Below are 26,999 nucleotides of genomic sequence, written 5' to 3' on the forward strand. Positions count from 1 at the left end.
TCTGGAGGAGGCCCCTGTGAGCGACGTGACCAAGGCCGTGACCGACGAGACCTTCAAGACCGACGTGCTGGAGGCCAAAGGCGCCGTGCTCGTGGATTTCTGGGCCGAATGGTGCGGCCCGTGCCGCATGGTGGCGCCGATCCTCGACGAGATCGCCACCGAGTACAAAGGCAAGCTGACCGTCGCCAAGGTCAACATCGACGACAACCCGATGACGCCCAACACCTATTCGGTCCGCGGCATCCCGACCATGATCCTGTTCCAGGACGGCAAGCCGGTGGATACCAAGGTCGGCGCCATGCCCAAGGGCCAGATGAAGGATTGGATCGCTTCCAAACTCGCCTGAAAGGCGCGTTTGGAAGCTGAGTCTTTTTGTGCCCTCAGACGCCGGGCGCGCGCATCCGCGCGCTTGGCTTCGGGATGCTGAAGCATCCCGGCTCGGCTATTCGCCTCGCATACTGGATTGTTGGGCCCTCAGACGCCGGGCGGCCGCATCCGCGCGCTTGGCTTCGCAAAGCTGAAGCATCCCGGCTCGGCTATTCGCCTCGCACACTGGATTGTTGGGCCCTCAGACGCCGGGCGGCCGCATCCGCGCGCTTGGCTTCGCAAAGCTGAAGCATCCCGGCTCGGCTATTCGCCTCGCACACTGGATTGTTGGGCCCTCAAGCGCCGGGCAGCCGCATCCGCGCGCTTGGCTTCGCAAAGCTGAAGCGTCCCGGCTCGGCTATTCGCCTCGCATACTGGATTGTTGGGCCCTCAGGCGTCGGGCAGCCGCATCCGCGCGCTTGGCTTCGGGATGCTGAAGCTTTGCGCCGGGCCTATTCGGCCCGGATCCTCGGAGCGCGCTGCCGGTCCTGATCGGTTATGGCCAGTCGGACCGGTGCTACCGGCGCCCCTCACTCCGTCATGGCATCCCAGCGCCGCTGCATCTCCTCGGGCGTGACCTCTTCGATCATGCGGGTCAACATCCAGCTATGGCCGAAAGGGTCCGTCAGATTGGCGGAGCGGGCGCCGTAGAACTCGTCGGTCGGCGGGCGGGTGATGGTGGCGCCGGCGGCCTCGGCGCGGGCCGCCGCCGCGTCCACATCGGGCACCGTGAGCGAGAGCCGCACCGGCGTGCCGCCCAGATCCGCCGGCGTGCGCGTGCCGTATTCCGGGAAGGAATCGGCCAGCATCAGCAGCGCGCCCTGGACGCGCAGCTCGGCATGGCCGATCCGGCCGGTCTTGCGGTCCAGCAGCCGGAACAGCTCCTCGGCGCCGAAAGCAGCCTGGTAGAAGGCGATGGCCGCCTTGGCATCCGCCACGACGAGATAGGGGCTCAGCGGTTCCTCGGCGGCCATCGGATCATCCTCGCGCTACTCGAGCTTGATATTGGCGACGCGCACCACCTCGCGCCACTTGTCGTTCTCGGCGGCGATGAAGCGATCGAACTCGGCCCCGCCGAGCGGCGAGGCCATCGCCCCCAACTCGCGGAAGCGGGCGATGGTTGCGGGCTCGGCGCAGATCTCCACGCAGGCCGCGGTCAGCCGGTCCAGCGCGGCGCGCGGCGTGCGGGCGGGGGCCTGCAGGCCGAACCAGGCCACCGCCTCGAAGCTCGGCACACCCGATTCCTGCACCGTCGGCGCATCCGGCACGGCGAACCAGCGGTCCCGGCTCGTCACCGCCAGGATGCGCAGCCGCCCCTCGCGGATGTGCGGGATATAGGCCGGCAGGTTGTCCACCGCGATCTCGACGCGGCCGCCCAGCAGATCGGGGATCAGCGCGCCCGTGCCGCGATAGGGCACGTGGTTGATGTCCACCTGCGTGCGGAACTTCAGGTACTCGCCCGACATGTGACCCGAGGTGCCGTTGCCCGGCGTGGCGTAGTTGAGGCGCCCGGGCTGGCGGCGGGCCAGCGCCAGCAGCTCCTGGAAGCTCTGGGCCTGCACGCTCGGATGCACCACCACCGCATTCGTCACCTGGTTGATCAGCGCCACCGAGGCAAAGTCGCGCTGCGGGTCGAAAGGCAGGCGCGGATAGAGGAACTGGTTGATGCTGATGGTGCCGATCGTGCCCATCAGCAGCGTGTGGCCGTCGGGGTCGGCCTTGGCCACCATCTCGGCGCCCACATTGCCGCCGGCGCCCGGGCGGTTGTCCACCACGTAGTTCTGGCCGAGCAGGGCTGAGAGGCGCTCGGCCATGATGCGCGCCGTCACGTCGGTGGCGCCGCCGGCGGTGAAGGGGACGATGATGCGGCCGGGGCGCGTCGGCGCCCAGGGCTGCGCGAGGGCGGAGGCAGGGATCAGGGCAGGCAGCGCCAGGGCCGCGCGGCGGGTCAGCATGACGAATCTCCAGGATGATTTGGGACGCTCGATACACAGATTCGCCCGGACGGGACAGCAGACGGGACTGGCGGACCTCCCAGGACCGGCGCAGGCTTGGCTGCACCCTGGGGGAGACCGTGCCATGCCCGACGCCATCCTGAACCGCCGCCTGTGGCTCGCCGCCCTGCCGTCGCTTGGCCTCGCCGCCTGCGCCACCGAGACGCCGCCCGAGCCCGTCGCCGCCCCGCATCACGCCCCGCCACCCGCGCCCCCGGCCGAGGCGCCGGCTGGCCGGGCGGTCGGCCGGGTCGAGATGAACAACTGGCAGGTGGGCTTCATCGGCCAGGTCGCCTGGGGCTCGGGCACGGTCACCTTCGAGCGGCGCACCCATCGCTTCCGCGTCCGCGGCCTGGGCGCGGGCGGCGTCGGCATGGCGCGGGTGCGCGCCATCGGCAGCGTCTTCAACATGACCAGCATCGATCAGTTCCCTGGCCTCTACGGCCAGGCGCGGGCCGGGCTGGTGGTCCCGGGCACGCAGATGCGCGGCGGGATCTGGCTGCAGAACACCGCGGGCGTCCGGCTGCATCTGATCCCGAACCGCACCGGCCTGGCCGCGCAGGTGGGCGCGGATGGCATCCTCATCGAGATGATGTGAGCGTCTGATCGCCTTGGGTGGCATCACCCAAGGCGTGAATCAGCCGCTCGTCGAAAGCCGGGTCGGCTATTCGACGCGCACCTGCGCCTTCTCCACCACGCCGCCCCATTTGCGGATCTCGGCCGCGATGAAGGCCTCGAAGGTGGCGGGCGTGGTGCCGCCCTGGGGCGTGAGGCCCGGCCCCTCGGCGCCGAATTCCGCCAGCCGCGCGCGGAAGGCGGCGTCGCGCGTGATCTCGTCCAGCTCGGCGCCGATGCGCTCGATCACCGGGCGCGGCACGCGGGCGCCGGTCTGCACGCCGAACCAGGCCGTCGCCTCGAAGCCCGGCACGGAATCGGCGATCACCGGCACGTCGGGCACCACGGGGCTGCGGGTCGCGCCGCTCATCCCCAGCGCGCGCAGCCGGTTGTCACGGATGAAGGGCAGCGCGGAGGGGATGTTGTCCATCCCGCAATCCACGCGCTCGGCCATCAGCTCCGTCAGCATGGGGCCCGAGCCGCGGAAGGGCACATGCACGAAGCGGATGCCGGTGAGCTGGCCCAGCAGTTCCATGCAGACATGCGGGCTGCTGCCGATGCCGGCGGTGCCATAGGTGATCTCGCCCTGGCGGCCGCGCGCGAAGTCGAGGAATTGCGCCATGGTCCGCACCGGCAGGCGGTTCGCCACCATCAGCACGTTCGGCATGCGGGTGACGAGCCCGACGGCCGCCATCTCCTCCGGCCGCCAGGGCATGCGCGCGCCATAGACGGCGTAGTTGATCGCCCCGGTGCCGATCGAGGTGAAGAACAGCGTCTGCCCGTCCGGCTCGGCGCGCACCACGAATTCGCCCGCGATGTTGCCGCCGGCGCCCGGCCGGTTCTCCACCACCACCGGCTGGCCGAGCCTGGGCGCCAGCCGCTCGGCGACCATGCGGCCGATCAGGTCCGTCGTCCCGCCAGGCGGGAAGGGAATGACGAGGCGCAAGGGCCGCGTCGGGGCCCAAGGCTGCGCGCGCGCCAGGCCCGGGGCGAGCAGCGGCGCGGCGAGGACCGCGCGGCGGGGAAGGGTGCTCACCCTTCCACCGTGGCGCCGGATTTGCGCACCGCCTCGCTCCACTTGGCGACTTCGGCCCGCATGAAGGCGTCGAAGGTCTCGGGCGTGCTGCCGCCGCCGGGCGCGAGGTCGGCGCGCATGCCGCCCAGCTCGTCGAAGCGGCGCCAGACCGCCGGGTCGGCCAGGATGGCCTCCACCTCGGCATTGATGCGGTTGATGGCCGCGCGCGGCATGCGCGCCGGGCCCGCCAGGCCGAACCAGGCCGTCGCCTCCACCGCCGGGAAGCCCGCCTCGGCCGTGGTCGGCACATTGGGGAGCGAGGGGCTGCGCGTGGCGGTGGTGACGGCGAGCGGGCGCAGCCGCCCCTCGCGCAGATGGCCGATGACGGAGGGCAGGTTGTCCACGCCCACCTCGATGCGGCCGGCGATGATCTCCTGCATCATCGGGCCCGCGCCGCGGAAGGGCACATGGGTGAGGTCAATGCCGGCGGCCAGCTTCAGCAATTCGCCCGTCATGTGGAGCGAGGTGCCGACGCCGCTGCTGCCGATGTTCATCCGCCCCGGATTGGCGCGGGCCAGCGCCACCAGCTCGGCCAGCGTATTGGCGCGGACATTGGGATTCACGAAGATCGCGTTGGGCACGCGGACGACGAGGCTGATGCCGGCGAAATCCTCGGGCTTGTAGGGCATGCGCGCGCCATAGAGCTGGTAGTTGATGGCGCCCGCGCTCACCGTCTGCATCAGGATGGTGTGGCCGTCAGGGTCGGCCTTGGCGACGACATCGGCGCCCACATTGCCCCCGGCGCCGGGCCGGTTCTCGATCACCACCTGCTGCCCCAGGCGCTGCGACAGGGGCTCGACCAGGATGCGGGCGGCGATGTCGGTGGTGCCGGCCGGCGTGAAGCCGACGATCAGGCGGATGGGCCGCGTCGGCGACCAGGCCGCCCCCGCCCCTTGGCCCTGGGCCGTGCCGGCGAGGGCAGGCATGGCAAGGCTGGCGGCCAGGAGGCCGCGACGATTCATGCGCATTGGACGAACTCCCAGTGTTTCTGTTTGTTCATGAGACTGGCCCAGGGGCGGCCATGCTTCAAGGGGCGGCGGAGCGGACTTGCGCGCATCCGTGCGGTTGCTACAGGCGTTCCCATACGCCCGCAGGATCACAAGCCGATGGACTTCGTCCGCATCTACATCCGCGTCCTGGCGCTGCTGAAGCCAGACCGCCAGGTGGCCCTCGGGCTGACCGCCGCCGCCATCGCGCTGGCCGGCCTGCAATTCCTGGAGCCCGTGCTCTTCGGCCGGGTGATCGACCTCCTCGCCCGCTCCGACCGGATGGAGGAAAGCAGCGTCTGGGCCGAGGCCTTCGTGCTGCTGGGCGTCTGGGCCGCGGTGGGCTTGTCGGCGATCGGCTGCAACGTCGCCGTCTCGCTGCTCGCGGACCGGATGGCGCATCGCAACCGCCTCACCATGATGTCGAAATACTTCCAGCACGTGCTGGCGCTGCCGCTGGAATTCCATGGCGACGTGCAGTCCGGCCGGCTGATGAAGGTGATGCTGATGGGGTGCGACAACCTCTTCGGCCTCTGGCTCGCCTTCTTCCGCGAGCACCTGATCACCTTCATTGGCGCGCTGGTGCTGCTGCCGCTGACGATGTTCCTGAACTGGCGGCTGGGCCTTTTGCTGATCGGCCTCGTCGTCGTCTTCACCATCCTCACCACGCTGGTGATCCGCAAGACGCAGACGGCGCAGATGCAGGTGGAGCAGTTCCATACCGAGCTGGCGGGCTCGGCGCAGGATGCGCTCTCCAACGTCGTCGTCGTACAGTCCTTCACGCGCCTCAACAGCGAGGCGAAGATGTTCGGCGACATCATGCGCCAGGTGCTGGACCACCAGTTCCCGGTGCTGAACTGGTGGGCGCTGGTGAACGTGCTCTCCCGCGCGGCCAGCACCATCACCGTCATCCTCATCTTCATGCTGGGCACGCTGCTGCATCTGCGTGGCCAGGCGAGCGTGGGCGACATCGTGAGCTTCATGGGCTTCGCCACGCTGCTGGTGGCGCGGCTCGAGGGGGCGGTCGCCTTCGTCTCGCACATGCTGTTCCAGGCGCCGGCGCTCAAGCAGTTCTTCGAGGTGCTGGACGCCGTCAGCACCGTGCCGGAAAAGCCGAACGCGACCGAGATGGGCCGCGCCGAGGGGCATGTGCGCTTCGAGGGCGTGGGCTTCTCCTACCCCAACAGCGGCCGCATCCTGAACGGCATCGACCTCGCCTCGCATCCCGGCCAGACCATCGCGCTGGTGGGCACCACGGGCGCGGGCAAGACGACCTCGATGCAGCTGCTGCAACGCCTCTGGGACCCGACGGATGGGCGCATCACGCTGGATGGCGTGGACCTGCGCGACATCAGCCTGGAGAGCCTGCGCCGCAACATCGGCGTGGTCTTCCAGGAGAGCATGCTGTTCAACCGCAGCATCCGCGACAACCTGCTGGTCGGCCGCGCGGACGCCACCCAGGACGACATCGAGCGCGCCTGCCGCATGGCCGAGGCGCATGACTTCATCATGCGCCAGCCGCACGGGTACGACACGATGGTGGGCGAGCGCGGCGCCTCGCTCTCCGGCGGGCAGCGCCAGCGCCTGGCCATCGCGCGCGCGCTGCTGAAGGACCCCCCGGTGCTGATCCTGGACGAGGCGACCAGCGCGCTGGATGCCGCGACGGAGGCGAAGGTGGCCAAGGCGCTGCGCGCCCTGATGGCCGGGCGGACGACCTTCATCATCGCGCACCGCCTCTCCACCGTGCGCGACGCGGATGAGATCCTGGTCTTCGACCAGGGCCGCATCGTCGAGCGCGGCAACTTCCAGGCGCTGCTGGCGCAAGGCGGGCGCTTCGCGGATCTGGTGAAGACGCAGCTCACCGGGACGAGCGAGTAGGGAGCACGCGCCGGGAAACTTGCATCCGGCGCAACAAGCGAGACGCAAGCGCACGCTGCGAGAATCCGCGCCGGATAGGCGCGGCGGGATGCTTCAGCATCCCGAAGCCAAGGCCGCGGACGCGGACGCGGACGCCCGGCGTTCGAGGGCACCCAGTATACTGCATCGCAGCACGGGATTTCATTGCAACCCTCGCGTGCGGGGTGCAGCCTTCCCCTTCGAGGAGAGGGAGAAACACCATGGTGATTTCCAGCATCCTGCGCGGCAAGGGCAGCCAGGTCATCTCGGTCCGTACGGGCGACGGCGTCGCCTCCATCACCCGCACACTCGCACAACACCGCATCGGCGCCGTGCTGGTGGTGGAAGGCGATGGCGCGGTGCTCGGCATCGTCAGCGAGCGTGACATCGTCCGCGCCCTGGCTGGCATGGGCGAGGCGGTGACGCGCATGACGGCGGGCCAGCTCATGACGCGCGTCCTGCACACCGTCACGCCGAAAAGCACGATCCAGGAAGCCTTGCGGCTGATGACCGACCGGCGCGTGCGGCACCTGCCCGTGCTGGAGGCGGATGGCACCCTGGCCGGCATGGTCTCGATCGGGGACCTGGTGAAGGCCCGCATCGCCGAGGCCGAGCTGGAGGCCGAGGAGCTGAAGCACTACGTCGCCACGGCAGGGTAGAGCATGATCCGCTGAGGCAGAGGCCGAAGCGGTGAATCATCCTCTCAGCAAGGCTGGATGGTGATCCGGCGTCAGCCGGTCACGATCCAGGGCATGATCCGCTGAGGCAAAGGCCGAAGCGGTGAATCATCCTCCCGGCAGGGCTTTGACCTGTCGCAAGGCGCCCGGGCGAGGGCCGTGTTTCGATGCGGCATTCGCTTCGGGAGAATGAGACAGAATGAACCACCGTCACCGCAAGGTCCTGCACGGCATCTTCGCGCACCCGCTGAACCACAATCTCGACCCGAAGGCGGTCGAGCACCTGCTGGAGGAGATGGGCGCGGAATTGCACCCCAGCGGCAGCGGCGCCGTCCGCATCACGCTCAAGGGCGCGCAGGACAGCGTGCATCTGGGCACGCATTCCATCGCCGGCGACCAGGTGATGCGCCTACGCAAGCTCATCACGGCGGCGGGCGTGGAACCGGAACGCGACTACCCGTTGTAACGGCCCCCCCTAGCCGGGGCGGCTTGGCTTGGCCCATGCTTCGGGTGCAGCAGCATCCCGAGCATGAGGCCACATGTCTGAGCAGCGCGACTTCATCGGCTACGGCCGCACGCCCCCCGATCCGCAATGGCCGGGCGGCGCCAAGATCGCGGTCAATTTCGTCATGAACTACGAGGAGGGCTCCGAGCCCTCCATCCAGGATGGCGAGGGCTTCACCGAAACCGGATTGACCGAGGCGCATGGCCGCAACGAGATCCGCTCCGGGCGGGACCTCGCGGCCGAGGGCATGTTCGAATATGGCAGCCGCGTCGGCTTCTGGCGGCTCATGCGCCTCTTCCAGGAGCGTGGCCTGCCGATGACGGTCTTCGGCTGCGCGCTCGCGCTGGAGCGCAACCCGGAAGCGGCGGCCGCGATCCGCGAGAGCGGCTTCGATGTCTGCTCGCATGGCTGGCGCTGGGTGAAGCATTACGAGCTGAACGAGGCGGAGGAACGCGAACATATCCGCCTCGCCGTCGCCAGTCTGGAGAAGACGGTCGGTCACCGGCCAGATGGCTGGTATTGCCGCTATGGACCCAGCGTGAACACGCGCCGCCTCGTCGTGGAAGAAGGCGGCTTCCTCTATGACAGCGACTATTACGGCGACGAACTGCCGATCTGGAAGACGGTGCAGGGCAGGCCGCATCTCGTCGTGCCCTATTCGCTGACGAACAATGACGGAAAATATGCCGGCTGGATGGGCACCTCGGATGACTGGTTCTCGTACATCCGCGACGCCTTCGACATGCTCTACGAGGAGGGTGCGAAGGGCCAGCCGAAGATGATGTCCATCGGCCTGCACATGCGCCTGATCGGCCACCCGGCGCGGGCCATGGGGTTGCAGCGCGTGCTGGATCATATCGCCGCGCGCCGCGATGTCTGGGTCACGCGGCGCGTGGACATCGCCAGGCACTGGATGGCCACACACCCCTACAAGGCGCCGTGATGGAACACCTCACCCTCGCCGCGAACGGCGCGCGCTTCCATGTCGCGCGCCACGGCGAGGGGCCACCGCTCCTGCTGCTGCATGGCTGGCCGGAATTCTGGCTGACCTGGGAGCCGGTGATGCAACGCCTGGGCGACCGCTTCACGCTGATCGCGCCCGATCTGCGCGGCTTCGGCGCGAGCGACAAGCCGGATGGGCCGCATGGCGCGGCGGAGCATGCGGCGGACCTCCTCGCGATCCTCGATGCGCTGGGCATCGCGCGCGTGGGTGTCGTCGGCCATGACGTGGGCGGCGCCGTGATGCAGGCCTTGGCGCGGCTGGCGCCCGGACGCATCACGGGCCTCTTCTTCTTCGACTTCGTCTATCCCGGCATCGGCGCGCGCATGGGCGCGCCCGATCGGCTGAACGAGATCTGGTACCAGTCCTTCCATCAGATGCAGATGGCGCCCGCCCTCGTCGGCGCCTCGCGCGATGCGTGCCGCGCCTATTTCGGGCATTTCCTGCGCCACTGGTCGCATCGGAAACACGCCTTCGACGCGGTGCTGGAAGTGTTCGTGGACAACTTCCTGGCGCCGGGCAACCTCGAGGGCGGCTTCGCCTATTACCGCGCCGCCCATGCCGGGCGCATCGCGATGATGCAGGGCCAGGCGCCCGCGCTGCCGCCCATCACGCTCCCCACCTGCATCCGCTGGGCCGAGCACGACCCGATCTTCCCCTTTGCCTGGACCGACCGGCTGCACGAGACCTTCACGGATCTCGACCTCGCCATGTTCGAGGGCGTGGGCCATTTCCCGCATCGCGAAGACCCCGACCGCGCGGCGGCCGAGATCGCGCGCTTCTTCAGCCGGCTGGGCTGAGGGCGCTCAGTTCCAGCCCGGATCGTTCCAGACCGCCTCCGGGTCGAGCGGCCAAGTGGGGCGGGGCAGGCGCTTCCAGTTGAAGTTGGTCAGGACCGGGCTGGTCAGGCCCGCGCTGTCCACCTCATGGATGCGCTCATTCGGGAAGAACTCGTCGAAGCCCGCGCGGAAATGGCCGCGGCTCTTCACCACCACCACGCGCGCGGCGGCGATGTCGATGCCGTGCATCTCCAGCGTGCGCGGCTCATGGCATTGCCGACGCAGGCTGATGACGACGACCTTCATGCCCGAATCATCCAGCTCCAGCAGCGCGGTGGGGCCGAGCTGGAAGGTTCGGCCCTTCATGGTGCCGCGCCGGCCGACGCCGTCGCCATCCGTCAGCTTCAGGATGCGCGCGCCGGATTCGAAGCGCTTCGAGAACTCCGATTCGACGCGGTTGAAGACGGCGTGGAAATGCGCGCCCTCACCCAGCGCATGGGCTTCCGCCGCCAGCGCCGGGTCCACGAAGAGGCCGAGCACCACGCCCGGCACCCGCGCCTCATGCAGGGCCCGCAGCGTGTAGGCGGTGCTGCCGCGCCCGCCGCCGCCGGGATTGTCGCCCGCGTCGGAATAGATCACCGGCTCCACCTCGCCACGCCCGGCCTTCAGCGCGAGTTCCGTCGCCTCGGGGATGGAGAGCAGCCGCCGCGTGTGGCGCGCGCGCTCCGCCCAGCCGCGGCGCGCAAGCTGCGCGCAGGCGCGCTTCGCCGCACCCATGTCCGCATTGCGCGCGGTGACGGTGACGGTGATGCCGCATTTGGGCAGGTCGCTGAAGGTGAAGCCGCCGGTCACGCTGGCATTCAGGATGGCGGGGTCGCTCGCCATCAGCGCCTCGGCGTCGCGCACCAGGTCGGCATAGGGGCCCTCGGCCGTCAGCAGGGTGACGGAGGGCGGCGTGAGCGGCAGGCGCAGGAAGGCGCGGGCGGTCTTCTCGCCCGCCAGCAATTCACGCATCGCATCGGCGGCCTCCGCCGCGCGCGCGGCCATGTCCACATGCGGGTTGGTGCGATAGGCGATGAAGCAGTCCAGCTGCTCGATCATGCGCTCGCTGACATTGCAATGCAGGTCATGCGTCACGACGATGGGCACGCGCGGCCCGACGAGGCGGCGGATCATGGCCAGCATGGTGCCGTCGCTGTCCTCGTCGCCCGTCGCGCTGCTCGCGCCATGGCTCGCGACATAGACGCCGTCCACCGGCAGGGCGGCGGCCAGGCCGCGCTGCATCTCATCCAGGAAGTCGAGGAAGACGGATTGCTCGATGGGCCCGCCGGGCGGGGCGGCGGCCATCAGGATGGGGCAGGGCGTCCAGTCGCCCGTCGCGTCCATGCGGGCGTAGAAGCCCGGGATCTCGGCCGGCAGGGGCGGGTTGGGCGCGCGGGCCAGACGGGTGATCTCCTCCCCCCGCGCCAGGCATTGGCGCAGAAAATCCTGATGCAACGTGGGCGGCGCGAAAGCGTTGGCCTCCAGATGGAGGCCAAGGATGGCGATGCGTGGCGACATGTGTGGACCCCCCGATGGACGCGGCCCGCCGAGTGGATAAGCTGTAAGGCATGCCGTCAATCGCCCGGATCCAGGACCTGTTGGCCAGGCTCGTCGCCTTCGACACGACGAGTGCCCGCAGCAATATGCCGCTGATCGAATTCGTGCAGGCGGAGCTGGAGGCGCATGGTGTGGAATCCCGCGTCATGGTCGAGGATGGCAAGGCCAATCTCCACGCCATCATCGGCCCGCGCGTCGAGGGCGGCATCGCGCTTTCCGCCCATGTGGATTGCGTGCCGGTGGAGGGCCAGGCCTGGCTCGCCGATCCCTTCACGCTGCGCGCGGAGGGCGAGCGCCTGATCGGTCGCGGCAGCACGGACATGAAGGGCTATCTCGCCTGCATCCTGGCGATGCTGCCGGAGATGACGGGCGCCCATCTGGCGCACCCCTTCCATCTCTGCCTCACGCATGACGAGGAGACGAGCTTCCGGGGCGCCGCGCGCCTCATGCCCGTCCTGGGCCGCCACGCCCCGCCGCCCGCCGTCTGCGTGGTGGGCGAGCCCACGAACATGGCGCCCGTCATCGCGCACAAGGGCTATGCGAGCTGGGACGTGATCTTCATCGGCCTCTCCGGCCATTCCTCCCGCGCGCATGAGACGGTGAACGCGCTGATGGCCGCCGCCGAGGCCATCGCCTGGCTGAAGGCCGAGGCGCGGGCCTTCGCGCGCGCGGGCCGCCGCGTGGAAGGGTTCGAGCCACCCCACACCACCATCCATGCCGGGACCTTCCACAGCGGCACGGTGCTGAACATCGTGCCCGACCGCGCCGAATTCACCTTCGAGATCCGCAACGTGCCGGGCGATTCGGCGCCTGAGATCCTCGCGCGCTTCATGGCGCATGTGGAAAGCGCGATCCTGCCCGAGATGCGCGCCGTCTACCCGGCGGCGACCATGGAGCTGCGCGTGCGCGCCAACGCCCCGCCGCTCGGCCTGCCGGAGAATGACCCGCTGGTGCTGCTGGCGCAGCGCGCCTCGGGCAGCAACCGCGCGGGCTTCGTCAGCTACGGCACGGAGGCCGGCTACTACCAGGAGGCCGGCATCCCCGCGATCGTCTGCGGGCCAGGCGACATCGCCCAGGCGCACCAGCCGGAGGAGTTCATCACCACCGCGCAGTTGCTCGCCTGCTGCGACTTCCTCGGCCGCCTGATCGAGCGGCAATCGAGGCGTGCCGGATGAGGACGCAACTGCCGCCCGCGCTCGCGGAGCTGCTGGAAGCGCCGCGCGCGACCGCGCGCCTCCAGCCGCCCGACATCGCGCGCTGGCGCGCCGGCAACAGCCTGCCCGGCGTCTGGACCTTCGACAGCGGCGTGGCGGGTGCGCATTGCTGCGTCGTGGCGCTGACCCATGGCAATGAATTCGCCGGCGCCATCCTGCTCGACCGCCTGCTGCGCGAGGGGCTGAGGCCGCAGCGCGGGCGGCTCACGCTCATCTTCGCCAATCTCGACGCCTTCTCCCGCTTCGAACCGGAGGACCCGACGGCCTCGCGCTTCCTGGAGGAGGATCTGAACCGCCTCTGGGACATCGCGACGCTGGAGGGCCCGCGCCGCTCGGCCGAGCTGCGCCGCGCCCGCGCGCTGCGCCCGGTGCTGGACAGCGCGGATGTCATCCTCGACCTGCACTCGATGCTCTGGCCGTCGGACCCGCTCTTCCTGGTGGGCGGGCCGCAGGATTCCGTGCGCCTGGCGATGGAGCTGGGCGAGCCTGCGCTGGTGGTGGCGGATCATGGCCACCAGACCGGGCGGCGGCTGATCGATTACGGCCTCTTTGCCGTGCCGGGCAGCGGGCGGCGCTCCGTCCTGCTGGAAGCCGGCTGGCACTGGGAGGCGGAGACGGTCCAGCGCATGGAAGCCGCGACGCGGCGCCTGCTGGCGCTGCTGGGGATGGCCGCCGGCCCGGTGCCGCCGCTGCCGCGCCCACGCCTCGCCTTGGTGACGGAGACGGTGGCCGCCGAAACGCCCGACTTCACCTTCAGCCAGCCCTGGCGCGGCGGCACGGTGGTGCCCCGCCGCGGCACGATCATCGCGCAGGATGGCGAGCGCGAGATCCGCACGCCACATGACGACTGCATGCTGGTGATGCCCAGCCTGATCACCTCGCCCGGCCACACCGCGGTGCGGCTGGCGCGGGTGGAGTAAGGCCGCGTCTCAGGCGGGTTCGCCCTGGATGGGCGTGGCCCCCATCGCCGCCAGCATCGCGGTGATCTCGGCCGTCGCGGCCTCCACCTCGGCCAGCGCGACGCCCTTGGAGACGAGCGAGACGCCACCGCCCGGAAAGCCCGTGCTGCCCGGCGTCGGCCGGTAGAAAGGGTAGCTGCCGATGTCGAGCGCGGGGTAGCGCTTCTGGATCGCCTCCAGCGCCTCGGCGATATTGCCCTCGAAGACGCCCAGCGCATGCACCGCGCGCTGCACCACCGGCACGCCGCCGGTGAGCGAGGGGGCCAGCGCCTCGAACATGGATTGCATGATGCGCGGCACGCCGGCCATCACATGCACATTGCCCATGGTGAAGCCGGGGGCGGAGGTCATGGCGCACCGGATGGGCACCGCACCCAGCGGCAATGTCGCCATGCGCAGCCGCGCCGCGTTCATCTCCACCGGCGGGTCGCGGCGCGCATAATCCTCGGCCATCAGCGCGCGGGTTTCCTCATGCACCACCCAGGGCACGCCGAAGGCCTTGGCGACGCATTCGCTGGTGATGTCGTCATGCGTCGGCCCGATGCCGCCCGTGGTGAAGACGTGATCGTGCTTCGCCCGCACCTCGTTCACCGTCGCCACGATGGTCTCTTCCACATCGGGGATGACGCGCACCTCGCGCAGCGGGATGCCGAGTTCGCCCAGCCTTGTGGCGAGGAATTGCAGGTTGGCGTCGCGCGTGCGGCCCGAGAGCACCTCGTTGCCGATGATCAGCAGGCAGGCGATGGGATTGGCCATCAGGGCACCTTGTCGGTCAGAGGAAATCGCGCAGCAGCGCCACCAGCGGCACGTCCGCGGGCGGCATGGGATAGTCGCGCAGCTTGTCCGGCCGCACCCAGGCCAGGTTCTGCCCCTCGCGCGCCACCGCGCGCCCCTGCCACTTGCGGCAGATATAGAGCGGCATGAGCAGGTGGAAATTCGCGTAGGAGTGGCTCGCGAAAAACAGCGGCGAGAGGCAGGCCTCCTGCGTCTCGATGCCGAGTTCCTCGCGCAGCTCGCGGATCAGGGCGGCCTCGGGCGTCTCGCCCTCGTCCAGCTTGCCGCCCGGGAATTCCCAGAGGCCCGCCATGGATTTCCCCTCCGGCCGCTGCGCCAGCAGGATGCGCCCCTCGCTGTCCAGCAGCGCGCAGGCGACGACGAGCAGGATGGGCTTGGGCGGCGGCGCGGGGGCCCGGGCACGGCGGAACAACACCACCGGCATGGCGCGGTTGCGCGAGAGGAAGGGCTGCATCGCCGTGCCTTCCTGCAGGAAGCCCAGATGCTTCAACACGGCCTGCGAGGCGAGATTGTCGGAGAGCGCGCTGGCCTCCACCTCGGTGACGCCCAGATGCTGTTCGGCCCAGGCCAGCAGCCCCTGCCCGGCCTCGCGCGCGAGGCCGCGGCCCCAGAATTTCCGGCCGACCCAATAGCCCAGCTCCGGCAGCGCGCCGCGCTTCAGCGTGAGGCCGATGCAGCCCACCAGCGCGCCATCCTGCGTGATGGCCAGGTGATAGGCGTCGCCGGAATCGATCTGCTCGCCGGCCGCGCCGATCCATTCGCGCGCCAGTTCCTCCCGATAGGGGAAGGGCACGCGGGCGAGGTTTCCGGCGACGGAATAATCATTCACCAACCGGGTGACGGCGGGCGCATCCGCCGGCACCAGCCGGCGCAGCACGAGCCGCGCCGTGGCGATGGGAAGCTCAGCTTCGGTAGCTGCCATTGATGTCGATGTATCCATGCGTGAGATCACAGGTCCAGACGCGCGCCTTGCCGCGCCCGAGGCCGAGATCCACGGTGATCTGCACGTCCCGGCCCTTCATGTGGGCCACCACCGGCGCCTCGTCGTAATCCGGGATCACGCCGCCCTCCCGCGCCATCCAGACGCCGCCGACGGCGATGGAGAGCTTGTCGCGATCCGCGGGTTCCCCCGCCTTGCCGACGGCCATGACGATGCGGCCCCAATTCGCGTCCTCGCCCGCGATCGCGGTCTTCACCAGGGGCGAATTGGCGATGGCCATGGCCACGCGATGCGCGGATTTCGCGGAAACCGCCCCGGTCACGTCGATGGTGATCAGCTTCTGCGCGCCCTCGCCATCACGCGCGACCATGAGCGCGAGGTCATGCAGCACCTCGTCCAGCGCGCGGGCGAAATCCTTGAGCATCGCGCCGCCTTCCGCCGGCACGCGCGGATGCTTCGCCTGGCCGGTGGCAAACAGCAGCACCGTGTCGGAGGTGCTGGTGTCGCTGTCCACGGTCACGCAGTTGAAGCTCTTGGCATTGCCCTTGGAGAGCAGCTTCTGCAGCGCCTCGGCCGGGATCTTCGCGTCGGTGGCGATGAAGGAGAGCATGGTCGCCATGTCGGGCGCGATCATGCCACTGCCCTTGGCGATGCCGCAGATCGTCACCGTCGTCTCGCCGATCTTCGCCGTGCGGGTGGCGCCCTTGGGGAAGGTGTCGGTCGTCATGATGGCCCGCGCGGCCGATTGCCAGGAATCGGCCGTGAGCTTGCCCACCGCGCCGGGCAGGGCGGCCAGCAGCACGTCGGTCGGCAGGCGCTCGCCGATCACGCCGGTGGAGGCGATGAAGACCTCGCGCGGCTTGCAGCCGATCAGCGCCGCCGTCTCCTTCGCCGTGCGCTCGCAGGTCTCGCGGCCGGCCTTGCCGGTGAAGACATTGCTGTTGCCGGCATTCACCACCAGGGCTCGCGCCTTGCCGCCCTTCAGCGCCGCGCGGCACCAATCCACCGGGGCGCCGGGGCACTTGTTCATGGTGAAGACGCCCGCCACCGTCGTGCCCGCGGCGAAGCGGAAGACCGTCATGTCCTCACGCGACTTGTAGCGGATGCCGGCCGCGATGCTGGCGCATTCGGCGCCGGCGATGGCCGGCATCTCGGGCAGGGGCAAGGCGAGGGGCGAAACGGGGCCCGTCATGACTTATCTCCGTTGGGCGGGTGCGGGGGCGGCGGGCCGCGCCGGGGCGGGCGGCTCGGCCTGGATGGCGGGGGCGGGCGGCGCCGGCGGCTCCACGCGCTCGATGCGGCTCGCGGCGCGGATGCGCTGGACGGCGGCCAGCACCTCCTCCTCGATCAGCGCCTGGCGCAGCGTGTCGCGGCTGTCCTCGAAGCTGGGGCCGGTGGAGGTGCGGCGCTCCTCCACCTTGATCACGTGCCAGCCGAACTGGGTGCGGACGGGCGCGGGGCTGACCTGCCCGGGCTGCAGCGCGAAGGCGGCGGCGGCGAATTCCGGCACCATGTCGCCCTGGCGGAAGAAGCCCAGATCCCCGCCATTGCGGGCGGCCGGGTCGGTCGAGCGGCGGCGGGCCACCTCCTCGAAATTCGCGCCGCGCTGGATCTCGGTGAGGATGGCGCGGGCATCGGCCTCGTTCGCCACCAGGATGTGGCGGGCGCGCACCTCGGGCTCGGCCGAGCGGTTGGCGGCGTCGCGCTCATAGCGGGCGCGCAGCAGGTCCTCCGTCACGCGGGGCAGGACCTCGCGGCGGAGCAGGGCGTCGCGCAGCTCATTCTCCTCGGCGAGGCGGACGCGGCGGCGGATCTCGGGGTCCTGGTCCAGCCCGGCGGTGCGGGCGGCGGCGACCATGGCGCGGTCGGTGATGGCGCGGTCCAGCAGTTGCTCGAAGACCTGGGGCGGCAGCATGGTCCGCAGCAGGGCGGGCGGCACGCTGCGGAGTTCGGCCGGCATGGCCTCGGCGGCGGTGGCCATCACCTCATCCAGCCGGAGATCCTGGCCATTGATGCGGGCGAGGACGGGGTTGCTGTCCTCGGCCGCCGGGGCGGGGGCCGCGGCGGGCGGGGCGGCGGGCGTAGGGGCCGGTGCCTGGGCCAGGGCCGGGCCGGCCGCCAGGATCAGGGCGAAGGGGAGGGAAAAGCGGGACATCAGCGGGAATCCATCACGATTGCCGCGACAATGGCCGATGCCCGCCCCCCTCACAACCCGGCCGGTCGGCCCCAGGCTGCCGCTTTGGCACGTTGACCCGGGGGCAGGGGGACCTTACCTGTGAAAGTCCCAAAGCCGCCCCTTCCGACGGCGGCGCCCGGAGAGAATCCACACCCCATGTTCGCTCGTCTTGCCCGTGCCATCTTCGGTTCCGCGAATGACCGTTCGCTGAAGCGTTTCCAGGCGCGCCTCCCCGCGATCGCGGCCTTCGAGGCGCCGCTCGCCGCGCTGTCGGACGAGGCGCTGCGCGGCAAGACCGCCGAGTTCCGCGAGAGGCTCGCCCAGGGGGCCGAGCTGGACGACCTGCTGGAGGAAGCCTTCGCCGTGGTGCGCGAGGCCGCGAAGCGCGTCATCGGCCTGCGTCATTTCGATGTGCAGATGATCGGCGGCATGGTCCTCCATGACGGCAAGATCGCCGAGATGAAGACCGGCGAGGGCAAGACGCTCGTCGCCACCCTGCCCTGCTACCTGAACGCCCTGCCCGGCAAGGGCGTGCATGTCGTGACCGTCAACGACTACCTGGCGAAGCGCGACGCCGAATGGATGGGCCAGGTCTATGGCTTCCTCGGCCTCACCACGGGCGTCATCGTCCAGGGGCTGAGCGATGACGAGCGCCGCGCGGCCTATGCCTGCGACATCACCTACGGCACCAACAACGAATACGGCTTCGACTACCTGCGCGACAACATGAAGTACCGCCTGGAAGAGATGGTCCAGCGGCCCTTCCAGTATGCCATCGTGGACGAGGTGGACAGCATCCTGGTGGATGAGGCGCGCACGCCGCTCATCATCTCCGGCCCCACGGACGACACTTCGGACCTCTATCGCCGCGTGGATGCGGTGATGGCGGAATTCGTGAAGGACGAGGAACGCTACGAGAAGGACGAGAAGCAGCGCACCGTCGCCATGACGGAGAAGGGCGGCGAGGATATCGAGGCGATGCTGCTGGCGGCCGGCGTGCTGACCGAGGGCAACCTCTATGACAGCCACAACGTCTCCGTCGTGCACCACGTCAACCAGTCGCTGCGCGCGCATGTGCTGTTCAAGCGCGACGTGGAATACGTGGTCCGCAACGACAAGATCGTGATCATCGACGAGTTCACCGGCCGCATGATGGAAGGCCGCCGCTACAGCGACGGCCTGCACCAGGCGCTGGAGGCGAAGGAGGACGTGACCGTCCAGCCGGAGAACCAGACGCTCGCCAGCATCACCTTCCAGAACTATTTCCGCCTGTATCCCAAGCTCTCGGGCATGACCGGCACCGCCGCGACGGAAGCGGATGAATTCGCCGAGATCTACAAGCTCGAAGTCGTCGAGATCCCGACCAACGTGCCCGTCGCCCGCAAGGACGAGGATGACGAGGTCTATCGCACGGCCATGGAGAAGTACCAGGCCGTCATCAGGCTGATCGGCGAGTGCCGGGCGCGCAACCAGCCCTGCCTCGTCGGCACCACCAGCATCGAGAAGAGCGAGCTGATCTCCACCCTGCTGAAGCAGGCCGGCATTCCGCACAACGTCCTGAACGCGCGCTACCACGAGCAGGAGGCCGGCATCGTCGCGCAGGCGGGCCGCCCGGGCGCGGTGACCATCGCCACCAACATGGCCGGCCGCGGCACGGACATCAAACTGGGCGGCAATGCCGACATGCTGGCCAAGGCCGAGGTGCCCGAGGGGCATGGGCCGGAATATGACGCGGCCTTCGCGCGCCACGTGGCCGAGGTGGCCGCCGCGCAGCCCATCGTGAAGGCGGCGGGCGGGCTTTTCGTCATCGGCACCGAGCGGCATGAGAGCCGCCGCATCGACAACCAGCTGCGCGGCCGCTCCGGCCGCCAGGGCGACCCGGGTGGCAGCCGCTTCTTCCTCTCGCTGGAAGACGACCTGATGCGCATCTTCGGCAGCGACCGCATGGGCGGGATGCTGACGAAGCTCGGCCTCAAGGAGGGCGAGGCCATCATCCATCCCTGGATCAACAAGGCGCTGGAGAAGGCGCAGAAGAAGGTCGAGGCGCGGAACTTCGACACGCGCAAGAACCTGCTGAAATACGACGACGTGATGAACGACCAGCGGCGCGAGGTCTATGCCCAGCGCCGCGCCTACATGGACGCGACGGACCTCAGCGAGACCATCGCCGAGATGCGCCACGAGACGATCGGCGCCATGGTGGACCGCGCCATCCCGGAGAACGCCTATCCCGAGCAATGGGATCTGGAGGGCCTCGAGAAGCGCGTGCGCGACGTGCTGGGCCTTGACCTGCCCATCGCCGCCTATGCGAAGGAAGAGGGCATCGACGAGGTCCAGGTGCGCGAGCGCATCGAGGCCGCGGCCGACCAGGTGGCCGCCGCCAAGGCCGCCAACCTTGGCCCCGACTTCATGCGCATGGTCGAGAAGTCGCTGCTGCTGCAGCTCTTCGACCAGGTGTGGAAGGAGCACCTGCTGAGCCTGGACCATCTGCGCCAGGGCATCGGCCTGCGCGCCTATGGCCAGCGCGACCCGCTGAACGAGTACAAGCGCGAGGCCTTCGCGCTGTTCAACAACATGCTGGAAGACCTGCGCGAACGCGTCACCTCGCTGCTGCTGCGCCTGGAACTGACGGCCGATGCGCCGATCCCCGAGCCGCAGCCGGTCCGCGTGACCGACATGCGCCACGCCGCCCCCGATGCCGAGCCCTATGAGATGGCGCCGATGCCGCCCGCGCCCGATTACGGCGCGGCGGCGACGGCCCGGCAGGAGACGCGCGTGATCTCCGAGGTGGACCCGAACGACCCCTCCACCTGGGACAAGACGCCGCGCAACGCGCCCTGCCCCTGCGGGTCGGGGAAGAAGTACAAGCACTGCCACGGTCGTTCATAATCACCAATTAAAACAAGCGTCTAACGGTCGAGAACAAGGGTTTTTTCTGTTAGGCACTTGTTGGGCAGTTCAAAATCCTGCACACAGTTATGCAGAAGTTAGGCATAACGACTGGCAGGAATATATGCCCGAAAACTCCACCCATGCGCTGCATGACGGCAAGTTGCAGCTGCGCACCCGCAACGGGCTGTGGCAAGCACGGGTGTATCTGGGTGAGCGACGCTATCTGTGGCGCAGCCTGAAAACCGTAGACCTTGAGCGTGCCAAGCAGCTGGGCACACAGCTGTTTCACGAGACCCAGTTCAAGCTGAAAAACGGGCTGCCCACGCACCAGCGCAGCCTGGATGTGGTCATCTCAGAATATGTCGCCATGCGGGAGAAGGACAATTCACAGGGCAAGGCTGCGCAGCATGTGAACAGTGAGTTCACCAGTGATCACATGCTCAGGCAGGTTAAGCGGGTGGTCAAGTTCTGGCGCACATACGCAGGCAGTCGCGCCATTGAGATCATCGACGACAAGGTGCTGGCTGGCTACGTGCCATGGCGCAAAGCTTACTACTCAAACATGCCCACGCTGCCCAAGAACGCCAAGCTGCACCCCACAGACAAGACCTTGCAGTGGGAGATCATGCTGGGCAAAGCCATCGTCAAGTTCGCACATGATCAAGGCTATCGCGGCAACAAGCCTCTGCCCTCCTTCACCTTTGTGCCCAAGGTGAAACGTGTGCGACCTGCCTTCACGCTCTGGGAATACAGGCAACTGTATCGTGCCATGCGTGTGTGGATACATGAAGCAGCAACTGATCGCGCTCGTACACACAGGCAGCTGTTGCGTGACTATGTGTTGGTGCTGGCAAACTCAGGCATGAGGGTGGGAGAAGCAAACAACCTGCGCATTCGTGATGTGATCAGGTTTAAGGATGCACTGGGTCGCGAGAATGTGGAGCTGCATGTGCGGGGCAAGACAGGTCCCCGCGTGGTGATCCCACGTGTGAGTGTGCATGGCTACATCAGTCGTGTGCTCAGCTACCATCCCAACCCCCAGCCAGATGCCTGGCTGTTCTGCGATCATGCAGGCAAGCAGATCACCACGCTCATCGAGAGCTTCAATCAGGTGCTGGAGCGAGCTGGTATCTTGCGGAACAGCGTGGGGGACAAGTTCACGCTGTACAGCCTGCGGCACTTCTATGCGGTCATGAACATTCGGTCTGGGCTCAATGTGTACACCATCGCACGCAACATGGGCACCAGCGTGGCTATTATCGAGAGCTATTATGGCAAGGCAGCCACGCCTCAAAGTCAGGCTGCCATGTTGGGTGGTCAGCCACGCTGAGTGACGCGAGTTGAGTGGTGCTACACCACTCAAATTTCTTTGACTGCCCCGCGCACTCTTGACGCCCCATGCGCAACCCTGTGTTGGCGACAAACAAATCGAGCGATTTCCGTGACAACGCTGCGGATCGCGTGCGTTACGCCCCACATCCACAAAAGTCTCGTCGTAAACCACGCATTCCTCGCATATGTATCCCGCAGCCATGAATGACAACAGTATCACCTGTTGGCAAGGTTCGATCTGGGCACGCCCACTTTGCGCGACCCAGGCTGCCTCTCAACCAGACACCCGCACACAGCCTGAACGCAGCGTGCAGCCGCCACACGCTCTCCACGAGCCCTTCGTGCACGGCGCCTGCATCCCTGTCTCCCATCTGCACCCTGATCGCCCCGCATCGTTTGTGGGCATCGCAAGGAGTTTTCCATGAGTGGTTCGCTGATCCTCACGCCCGTGGATGGTGCGGCTGGCGACCGATTCGGTGGGTCCGCATCGCTCAGTGCAGATGGTCGAACAGCTATTGTGGGTGGCGCCTATGACGACGTGGGCGCGAATATCGACCAAGGCAGCGCGCGTGTGTTTGTCTGGAATGGGAGCGCTTGGGTGCAGCGTGGCGGCGCACTCACACCCACGGATGGCCAGGCTGGGGACTTGTTCGGCTTCTCGGTCGCACTAAGTGCCGACGGTCTCATAGCCATTGTGGGTGGCATGAACGACGCTGTTACTAGCCCATTCTCTAGTCCAGCCTTTGGCAATACAATAAACTTTGGGCAGGGTAGCGCACGTGTCTTCGTTTGGGATGGCGCCTCCTGGCAGCAGCGCGGAGCTGCACTTACACCCATCGATGGCGCATCTTATGATGGATTTGGCTTTTCGGTTGATCTAAGCGCTAACGGTCTAATAGCTATTGTGGGCGCTCGTGCGGATGATGTGAACGATATAGACCAAGGTAGCGCACGTGTGTTCGTTTGGGATGGTGCCGCGTGGCAGCAGCGTGGACGCGCTCTAACACCCATTGACGGTTTGGCGGGCGACAGTTTTGGCTCGAACGTTGCCCTGAGCGCCGATGGTCTCACAGCCATCGTTGGTGGACCACAGGACGATGTGGGAGGCAACATCGACCAGGGTACTGCTCGCGTGTTCACATGGAGCGGTAGTGCTTGGGTGCAGCGTGGAGCTGCTCTTACAGCTGCCGATGGTGCGGCTGCCGATTACTTCGGTTCTGGCGTTGCTCTAAGTGCCGATGGCCTCACGGCGATTGTGGGGGGCGGGGGAGACGATGTGGACGGCAAAGCCGACCAAGGTAGTGCCCGTGTGTTCACATGGAATGGCATTGCTTGGGTGCAGCGTGGAAACGCTCTGACACCAACCGATGGTAGTGCAGGGGACCGCTTCGGCAACAGAGTCGATCTAAGCGCTGATGGCCTGACAGCCATTATTAGTGGCGGGGCTGACGACATAGGCGTCAATGTCGACCAGGGTAGTGCCCGCGTGTTCACTTGGAACGGTAGTGCTTGGGTACAGCGTGGATCTGCCCTTACACCTGCCGATGGTGCGGCTTCTGACTATTTTGGTTCCTTCGCTCTGAGTGCAGACGGTCTGCGAGCGATTGTGTCGAGCTCTTTTGACGACATTGCCACGAACATAGACCAGGGCTCGGCCAGGATTTTTGAATGGAGCGGTAGCGCCTGGGTGGAAGGCGCTCCTGTGCCATTCGTTTCCGTATCGTCTATATCTGCAAGTAAGCCTGAAGGAAACTCTGCTGGGCCAACCCCTTACACGTTTGCCGTTACCAGATATGGATACAATAATATTGTTCAGTCTGTAAATTGGTCTGTGGTCAATTCTGAGGCAGATTCGGCTGGAGCGGATGACTTTTATATTGGACAAACCCTGACTGGTTCTATTTTATTCGATGTTGGAGAAAGTACGAAAAATATCACCATATACGTTTCGGCCGATGATTTGGTGGAAAGAGACGAATTTTTTAATATTGTTTTGAGTGGAGCGAGTGGCGGACTAATTATTGGTTCTGGCAGTGCTGTAGGGACAATAATAAATGACGAGCCGCCATTATTAACTCCCGTGGATGGTGCTGCCAATGCTTTTTCGGGGGGCTCGGTCGACCTAAGCTCTGACGGCATGACGGCAATTCTAGGTGGTGATCTTGCCCGCGTATTCGTATGGGACGGCGGTGGATGGCAGCAGCGTGGAGTTGCTCTCACACCTACAGGCGGCGCACCAGGAGTAGCTACTGAAGTTGCCATTAGCGCTGACGGTCTCACAGCTATAGTGGGCAACAGATACGAGGATGTGGGAGACAACGTCGACCAGGGCAGTGCGCGAGTTTTTACATGGAGCGGTAGCGCTTGGGTGCAGCGGGGGGGCGCCATCACACCTCTTGATGGTGCTGCAGGTGACGGTTTTGGCACCGACGTCGCCCTAAGCGCGGATGGTCTCACGGCTATTATTGGCGGTGGCGGGGACGACATAGCCGTGAGCATAGACCAGGGCAGTGCTCGTGTGTTCACGTGGAATGGAAGTGCCTGGATACAGCGGGGAGCTGCTATCACACCTGTCGATGGTGCGGCAGGCGACGTTTTCGGTTGGTCGGTAGATATAAGCGACGATGGTAGCACGGCAATCGTCGGAGGCTATGTGGATAATGTGGGGGCTAACGTCGACCAGGGCAGTGCCCGCGTATTCACCTGGAGCGGTAGTACTTGGGTACAGCGCGGAGCGGCTTTAACACCTGTCGATGGTACTGCCCATGACTTATTTGGTGAAGCAGTCGCCCTGAGCGCTGACGGTCTTACGGCAATTGTGGGCGCACCCTCCGCTGATGTGGGCAGGAATATTGGTCAGGGTCGTGCGCACGTATTCACATGGGACGGAAGTGCTTGGATGTCCCGCGGGGGTGACCTCATACCCGCAGATAGTGGATCAGTTAAAGGCTTTGGTGGGGCCGTTGCACTTAGCGCTGATGGACGCACGGCCATAGTGGGTAGCCAATCAGCGGTCGTTGGCAGTAATCTGTCTCAAGGTAGTGCGCATGCCTTCTTTTGGAATGGCACCTCGTGGATCCAACTAGGCGGAACCATAACTCTCGCCGATGGGGCGCCCTACGATTTCTTCGCCAACTCCATTTCTCTAAGTGCGGATGGGCGAACGGCCATCATAGGTCACCCGAAAGACGACGTAGGCGCTAATATTGATCAGGGAAGTGCGCGAGTTTTTGCGTGGAGCGGAAGCGCGTGGGTAGAAGGCGCCCCTGCGACACCAACAGATTTGCTCTCGCTCTCTGCAATAGCTGCCAGCAAGGCAGAGGGAAACTCAGGCGCAACCAGCTACACCTTCACTGCCACACGCACGGGCGACACCAGCACAGTACAAACTGCCGCCTGGGCAGTCACGGGCTCTGGCACGAACGCCGCGGCAGCAACGGACTTCTTGGGCAATGCCCTGCCCACGGGCACGGTGAGCTTTGGCATCGGCGAGACCAGCAAGACCATCACCATCGAAGTGGCAGGCGATGCCTCCGTCGAAAGCGATGAGGGCTTCACCGTCACCCTGAGCAGCCCCAGCACAGGGCTGGTGCTGGGCACCGCCTCTGCCACAGGCAGCATCATCAACGACGACGCCTCGGTATCGCTGGCTGCGACCTCCGCCACCAAAGCCGAGGGTCAATCGGGCACCACGAGCTATACCTTCACCGCGACCAGGTCTGGCGACACGTCTGTCACACACACCGCTGCCTGGTCCGTCACGGGCTCGGGCACCAATCCCGCTGTGGCGGCGGATTTCGTGGGTAATGCGCTGCCCTCAGGCACGGTGACCTTTGGTATTGGCGAGACCAGCAAAGTCATCACAATCGACGTGCTCGGCGATGCCTCCGTGGAGAACATCGAGGGCTTCACTGTCACCTTGAGCAGCCCCAGCGCAGGTCTGGTGATCGGCACGTCCTCTGCCATAGGCAGCATCATCAACGATGACGCCTCGGTGTCCCTCGCAGCCACCTCGGCCAGCAAGGCGGAGGGGCAGTCGGGCACCACGAGCTATACCTTCACGGCGACCAGGTCTGGCGACACGTCTGTCACACACACCGCTGCCTGGTCCGTCACGGGCTCGGGCACCAATGCCGCTGCCGCTGCGGACTTTGTGGGTAATGCGCTGCCCTCAGGCACGGTGACCTTTGGTATTGGCGAAACCAGCAAAGTCATCACAATCGACGTGCTCGGCGATACCTCCGTCGAGAGCACCGAGGGCTTCACGGTCGCACTGAGCAGCCCCAGCGCAGGTCTTGTGATCGGCACGCCCTCTGCCACAGGCAGCATCATCAACGATGACCTAAGCAACGTGCCTTCGGAGGGCGATGACATCCTCACGGGCACGCAGAACGCAGACACACTCACAGGCTTGTCTGGCAACGACACCCTGATCGGCGTGGGCGGAAATGATGTGATCGATGGGGGCGCTGGCGTTGATCTGGCTTCCTTCAGCGGATCGCTTTCCGATTACCGCTTCGGCTTGGATGGCAACACACTCATCGTGTCTGGTCCTGATGGCATAGACAGGCTGTCGAATGTGGAAGCCTTGAGCTTTGGTGGCGCTGCACCTGTGCTGGTGAGTGCGCTGCAAGGCTTGGAACCATTGGTGACTGTGCAAACTGGCGGCGTGTCCACGAAGGTTCTGCCTGACCGCTATGTGGGTCCAGTGGACTGGCTGGAGTATCAGACGCTGGGAAGTCCCAATGGCGATGTGGTTATTGGCACCTCACGCAATGACTTCTTTAATCTGCTGGGTGGTGATGACGCAGCCAACGGCGGAGCGGGCGATGATGTGCTGGACGGAGGCACGGGCTCCAACTTCCTCACAGGTGGCGCTGGTCGCGATGACTTCTTCCTGGATGGTCGAGGGGGCACAACCACCTGGGCAACCATCACAGACTGGGAAGTGGGTGAGCGTCTGTCGGTGTTCGGCTGGCGCCCTGGTGTGAGCCAGGTGCAATGGATCGACAGTGCGGGTGCGCCTGGATGGGAAGGTGTCACCATGCACGGTGACCTGGATGGCAATGGCGTGATCGACACCTCTGTGACCTGGACGGGTCGTACGCGCGATCAGCTTCCCACGCCCATGCAGTTTGATGGTCTGCTCTGGTTCACTTGAGCGGCACACGATCTTCCAGATTGGGGTAGAGCACCCAA

Annotated in this window: 21 protein-coding genes; 12 read left to right on the top strand and 9 right to left on the bottom strand. The window is 66.8% G+C overall.

Annotation, left to right across the window (positions count from 1 at the left end; all coding sequences use genetic code 11):
- The first annotated feature begins 16 nt into the window (after window positions 1-16).
- On the top strand, window positions 17-346 hold the full coding sequence (gene trxA / locus ACQ860_RS12890; protein ID WP_213612301.1) for a thioredoxin TrxA: 330 nt from the start codon (window positions 17-19) through the stop codon (window positions 344-346).
- Window positions 347-896: 550 nt separating this feature from the next.
- On the opposite strand, the gene ACQ860_RS12895 is transcribed toward trxA, so the two are convergent.
- Both ACQ860_RS12895 and ACQ860_RS12900 read right to left on the bottom strand, forming a co-directional pair.
- The gene (locus ACQ860_RS12895; protein WP_431303753.1) at window positions 897-1,340 is read right to left on the bottom strand and encodes a VOC family protein; all 444 of its coding nucleotides are present in this window, start codon (window positions 1,338-1,340) and stop codon (window positions 897-899) included.
- Between the two features lie 15 nt (window positions 1,341-1,355).
- A complete protein-coding gene (locus ACQ860_RS12900; protein WP_431303754.1) occupies window positions 1,356-2,321 on the bottom strand; it encodes a Bug family tripartite tricarboxylate transporter substrate binding protein in 966 nt (321 codons plus the stop codon).
- Between the two features lie 124 nt (window positions 2,322-2,445).
- Here ACQ860_RS12900 and ACQ860_RS12905 point away from each other — a divergent pair, with 124 nt between their 5' ends.
- Window positions 2,446-2,958, top strand: coding sequence for a hypothetical protein (locus ACQ860_RS12905; protein WP_431303755.1), 513 nt, complete (start codon window positions 2,446-2,448; stop codon window positions 2,956-2,958).
- A 66-nt stretch (window positions 2,959-3,024) separates the two neighbouring features.
- Here ACQ860_RS12905 and ACQ860_RS12910 read toward each other — a convergent pair whose 3' ends face one another.
- Window positions 3,025-4,011: a Bug family tripartite tricarboxylate transporter substrate binding protein gene (locus ACQ860_RS12910; protein WP_431303756.1), complete on the bottom strand. Its 987-nt coding sequence runs from the start codon at window positions 4,009-4,011 to the stop codon at window positions 3,025-3,027.
- Window positions 4,008-5,012 (bottom strand): Bug family tripartite tricarboxylate transporter substrate binding protein, encoded by a 1,005-nt coding sequence (locus tag ACQ860_RS12915; protein ID WP_431303757.1) that lies wholly within the window; start codon window positions 5,010-5,012, stop codon window positions 4,008-4,010. The genes ACQ860_RS12910 and ACQ860_RS12915 overlap by 4 nt, the downstream gene beginning before the upstream one ends.
- Before the next feature lie 144 nt (window positions 5,013-5,156).
- Here ACQ860_RS12915 and ACQ860_RS12920 point away from each other — a divergent pair, with 144 nt between their 5' ends.
- From ACQ860_RS12920 to ACQ860_RS12940, 5 genes are all read left to right on the top strand, one after another.
- On the top strand, window positions 5,157-6,914 hold the full coding sequence (locus tag ACQ860_RS12920; protein WP_431303758.1) for a glucan ABC transporter ATP-binding protein/ permease: 1,758 nt from the start codon (window positions 5,157-5,159) through the stop codon (window positions 6,912-6,914).
- A gap of 239 nt (window positions 6,915-7,153) precedes the next feature.
- Complete coding sequence (locus tag ACQ860_RS12925) at window positions 7,154-7,591, top strand: CBS domain-containing protein (RefSeq protein WP_431303759.1); 438 nt, start codon at window positions 7,154-7,156, stop codon at window positions 7,589-7,591.
- A gap of 217 nt (window positions 7,592-7,808) precedes the next feature.
- A complete protein-coding gene (locus tag ACQ860_RS12930) occupies window positions 7,809-8,075 on the top strand; it encodes a hypothetical protein (RefSeq protein ID WP_431303760.1) in 267 nt (88 codons plus the stop codon).
- Between the two features lie 73 nt (window positions 8,076-8,148).
- A complete protein-coding gene (locus tag ACQ860_RS12935) occupies window positions 8,149-9,057 on the top strand; it encodes an allantoinase PuuE (protein ID WP_431303761.1) in 909 nt (302 codons plus the stop codon).
- Window positions 9,057-9,914: an alpha/beta fold hydrolase gene (locus tag ACQ860_RS12940; RefSeq protein WP_431303762.1), complete on the top strand. Its 858-nt coding sequence runs from the start codon at window positions 9,057-9,059 to the stop codon at window positions 9,912-9,914. Before ACQ860_RS12935 ends, ACQ860_RS12940 begins: the two co-directional genes overlap by 1 nt.
- A gap of 6 nt (window positions 9,915-9,920) precedes the next feature.
- On the opposite strand, the gene ACQ860_RS12945 is transcribed toward ACQ860_RS12940, so the two are convergent.
- Window positions 9,921-11,453 (bottom strand): M81 family metallopeptidase, encoded by a 1,533-nt coding sequence (locus ACQ860_RS12945; RefSeq protein ID WP_431303763.1) that lies wholly within the window; start codon window positions 11,451-11,453, stop codon window positions 9,921-9,923.
- 50 nt (window positions 11,454-11,503) lie between these two features.
- On the opposite strand from ACQ860_RS12945, the gene argE reads away from it, so the two are divergent.
- Window positions 11,504-12,667: an acetylornithine deacetylase gene (gene argE, locus ACQ860_RS12950; RefSeq protein WP_431303764.1), complete on the top strand. Its 1,164-nt coding sequence runs from the start codon at window positions 11,504-11,506 to the stop codon at window positions 12,665-12,667.
- Window positions 12,664-13,626, top strand: coding sequence for a peptidase M14 (locus ACQ860_RS12955; protein ID WP_431303765.1), 963 nt, complete (start codon window positions 12,664-12,666; stop codon window positions 13,624-13,626). Before argE ends, ACQ860_RS12955 begins: the two co-directional genes overlap by 4 nt.
- Before the next feature lie 9 nt (window positions 13,627-13,635).
- Here the strand turns inward: ACQ860_RS12955 and ACQ860_RS12960 are convergent, their stop codons facing one another.
- Genes ACQ860_RS12960 through ACQ860_RS12975 form a run of 4 tightly spaced genes read right to left on the bottom strand, consistent with a single transcriptional unit; the run spans window position 13,636 to window position 17,555 of the window.
- Complete coding sequence (locus ACQ860_RS12960; RefSeq protein ID WP_431303766.1) at window positions 13,636-14,421, bottom strand: competence/damage-inducible protein A; 786 nt, start codon at window positions 14,419-14,421, stop codon at window positions 13,636-13,638.
- A 16-nt stretch (window positions 14,422-14,437) separates the two neighbouring features.
- Window positions 14,438-15,382: an 8-oxo-dGTP diphosphatase MutT gene (gene mutT, locus ACQ860_RS12965; RefSeq protein WP_431303767.1), complete on the bottom strand. Its 945-nt coding sequence runs from the start codon at window positions 15,380-15,382 to the stop codon at window positions 14,438-14,440.
- Window positions 15,363-16,592, bottom strand: a complete 1,230-nt coding sequence (argJ, locus tag ACQ860_RS12970; protein WP_431303768.1) for a bifunctional glutamate N-acetyltransferase/amino-acid acetyltransferase ArgJ — start codon at window positions 16,590-16,592, stop codon at window positions 15,363-15,365. The genes mutT and argJ overlap by 20 nt, the downstream gene beginning before the upstream one ends.
- A 3-nt stretch (window positions 16,593-16,595) precedes the next feature.
- Window positions 16,596-17,555, bottom strand: a complete 960-nt coding sequence (locus ACQ860_RS12975) for a peptidylprolyl isomerase (protein WP_431303769.1) — start codon at window positions 17,553-17,555, stop codon at window positions 16,596-16,598.
- 177 nt (window positions 17,556-17,732) lie between these two features.
- Between ACQ860_RS12975 and secA the strand changes: the two genes are divergently transcribed.
- From secA to ACQ860_RS12990, 3 genes are all read left to right on the top strand, one after another.
- Window positions 17,733-20,465, top strand: a complete 2,733-nt coding sequence (secA, locus tag ACQ860_RS12980; RefSeq protein WP_431303770.1) for a preprotein translocase subunit SecA — start codon at window positions 17,733-17,735, stop codon at window positions 20,463-20,465.
- Between the two features lie 124 nt (window positions 20,466-20,589).
- Window positions 20,590-21,798 (top strand): tyrosine-type recombinase/integrase, encoded by a 1,209-nt coding sequence (locus ACQ860_RS12985; protein WP_431303771.1) that lies wholly within the window; start codon window positions 20,590-20,592, stop codon window positions 21,796-21,798.
- Window positions 21,799-22,221: 423 nt separating this feature from the next.
- Entirely contained in the window at window positions 22,222-26,961 is a 4,740-nt protein-coding gene (locus ACQ860_RS12990) for a Calx-beta domain-containing protein (protein WP_431303772.1), read from the top strand.
- Window positions 26,962-26,999: the final 38 nt, after the last annotated feature.

Source organism: Sediminicoccus sp. BL-A-41-H5, from assembly GCF_050632405.1.
GTDB lineage: Bacteria > Pseudomonadota > Alphaproteobacteria > Acetobacterales > Acetobacteraceae > Roseococcus.

What these genes read in the sequence shown, in the direction of transcription:
- ACQ860_RS12895 (WP_431303753.1), bottom strand. Translation starts at nt 1,340, where the DNA reads ATGGCCGCCGAGGAACCGCTGAGCCCCTATCTCGTCGTGGCGGATGCC.
- ACQ860_RS12900 (WP_431303754.1), bottom strand. Translation starts at nt 2,321, where the DNA reads ATGCTGACCCGCCGCGCGGCCCTGGCGCTGCCTGCCCTGATCCCTGCC.
- ACQ860_RS12905 (WP_431303755.1), top strand. Translation starts at nt 2,446, where the DNA reads ATGCCCGACGCCATCCTGAACCGCCGCCTGTGGCTCGCCGCCCTGCCG.
- ACQ860_RS12915 (WP_431303757.1), bottom strand. Translation starts at nt 5,012, where the DNA reads ATGAATCGTCGCGGCCTCCTGGCCGCCAGCCTTGCCATGCCTGCCCTC.
- ACQ860_RS12920 (WP_431303758.1), top strand. Translation starts at nt 5,157, where the DNA reads ATGGACTTCGTCCGCATCTACATCCGCGTCCTGGCGCTGCTGAAGCCA.
- ACQ860_RS12925 (WP_431303759.1), top strand. Translation starts at nt 7,154, where the DNA reads ATGGTGATTTCCAGCATCCTGCGCGGCAAGGGCAGCCAGGTCATCTCG.
- ACQ860_RS12930 (WP_431303760.1), top strand. Translation starts at nt 7,809, where the DNA reads ATGAACCACCGTCACCGCAAGGTCCTGCACGGCATCTTCGCGCACCCG.
- ACQ860_RS12935 (WP_431303761.1), top strand. Translation starts at nt 8,149, where the DNA reads ATGTCTGAGCAGCGCGACTTCATCGGCTACGGCCGCACGCCCCCCGAT.
- ACQ860_RS12940 (WP_431303762.1), top strand. Translation starts at nt 9,057, where the DNA reads ATGGAACACCTCACCCTCGCCGCGAACGGCGCGCGCTTCCATGTCGCG.
- ACQ860_RS12945 (WP_431303763.1), bottom strand. Translation starts at nt 11,453, where the DNA reads ATGTCGCCACGCATCGCCATCCTTGGCCTCCATCTGGAGGCCAACGCT.
- argE (WP_431303764.1), top strand. Translation starts at nt 11,504, where the DNA reads ATGCCGTCAATCGCCCGGATCCAGGACCTGTTGGCCAGGCTCGTCGCC.
- ACQ860_RS12955 (WP_431303765.1), top strand. Translation starts at nt 12,664, where the DNA reads ATGAGGACGCAACTGCCGCCCGCGCTCGCGGAGCTGCTGGAAGCGCCG.
- ACQ860_RS12960 (WP_431303766.1), bottom strand. Translation starts at nt 14,421, where the DNA reads ATGGCCAATCCCATCGCCTGCCTGCTGATCATCGGCAACGAGGTGCTC.
- mutT (WP_431303767.1), bottom strand. Translation starts at nt 15,382, where the DNA reads ATGGCAGCTACCGAAGCTGAGCTTCCCATCGCCACGGCGCGGCTCGTG.
- argJ (WP_431303768.1), bottom strand. Translation starts at nt 16,592, where the DNA reads ATGACGGGCCCCGTTTCGCCCCTCGCCTTGCCCCTGCCCGAGATGCCG.
- ACQ860_RS12975 (WP_431303769.1), bottom strand. Translation starts at nt 17,555, where the DNA reads ATGTCCCGCTTTTCCCTCCCCTTCGCCCTGATCCTGGCGGCCGGCCCG.
- secA (WP_431303770.1), top strand. Translation starts at nt 17,733, where the DNA reads ATGTTCGCTCGTCTTGCCCGTGCCATCTTCGGTTCCGCGAATGACCGT.
- ACQ860_RS12985 (WP_431303771.1), top strand. Translation starts at nt 20,590, where the DNA reads ATGCCCGAAAACTCCACCCATGCGCTGCATGACGGCAAGTTGCAGCTG.
- ACQ860_RS12990 (WP_431303772.1), top strand. Translation starts at nt 22,222, where the DNA reads ATGAGTGGTTCGCTGATCCTCACGCCCGTGGATGGTGCGGCTGGCGAC.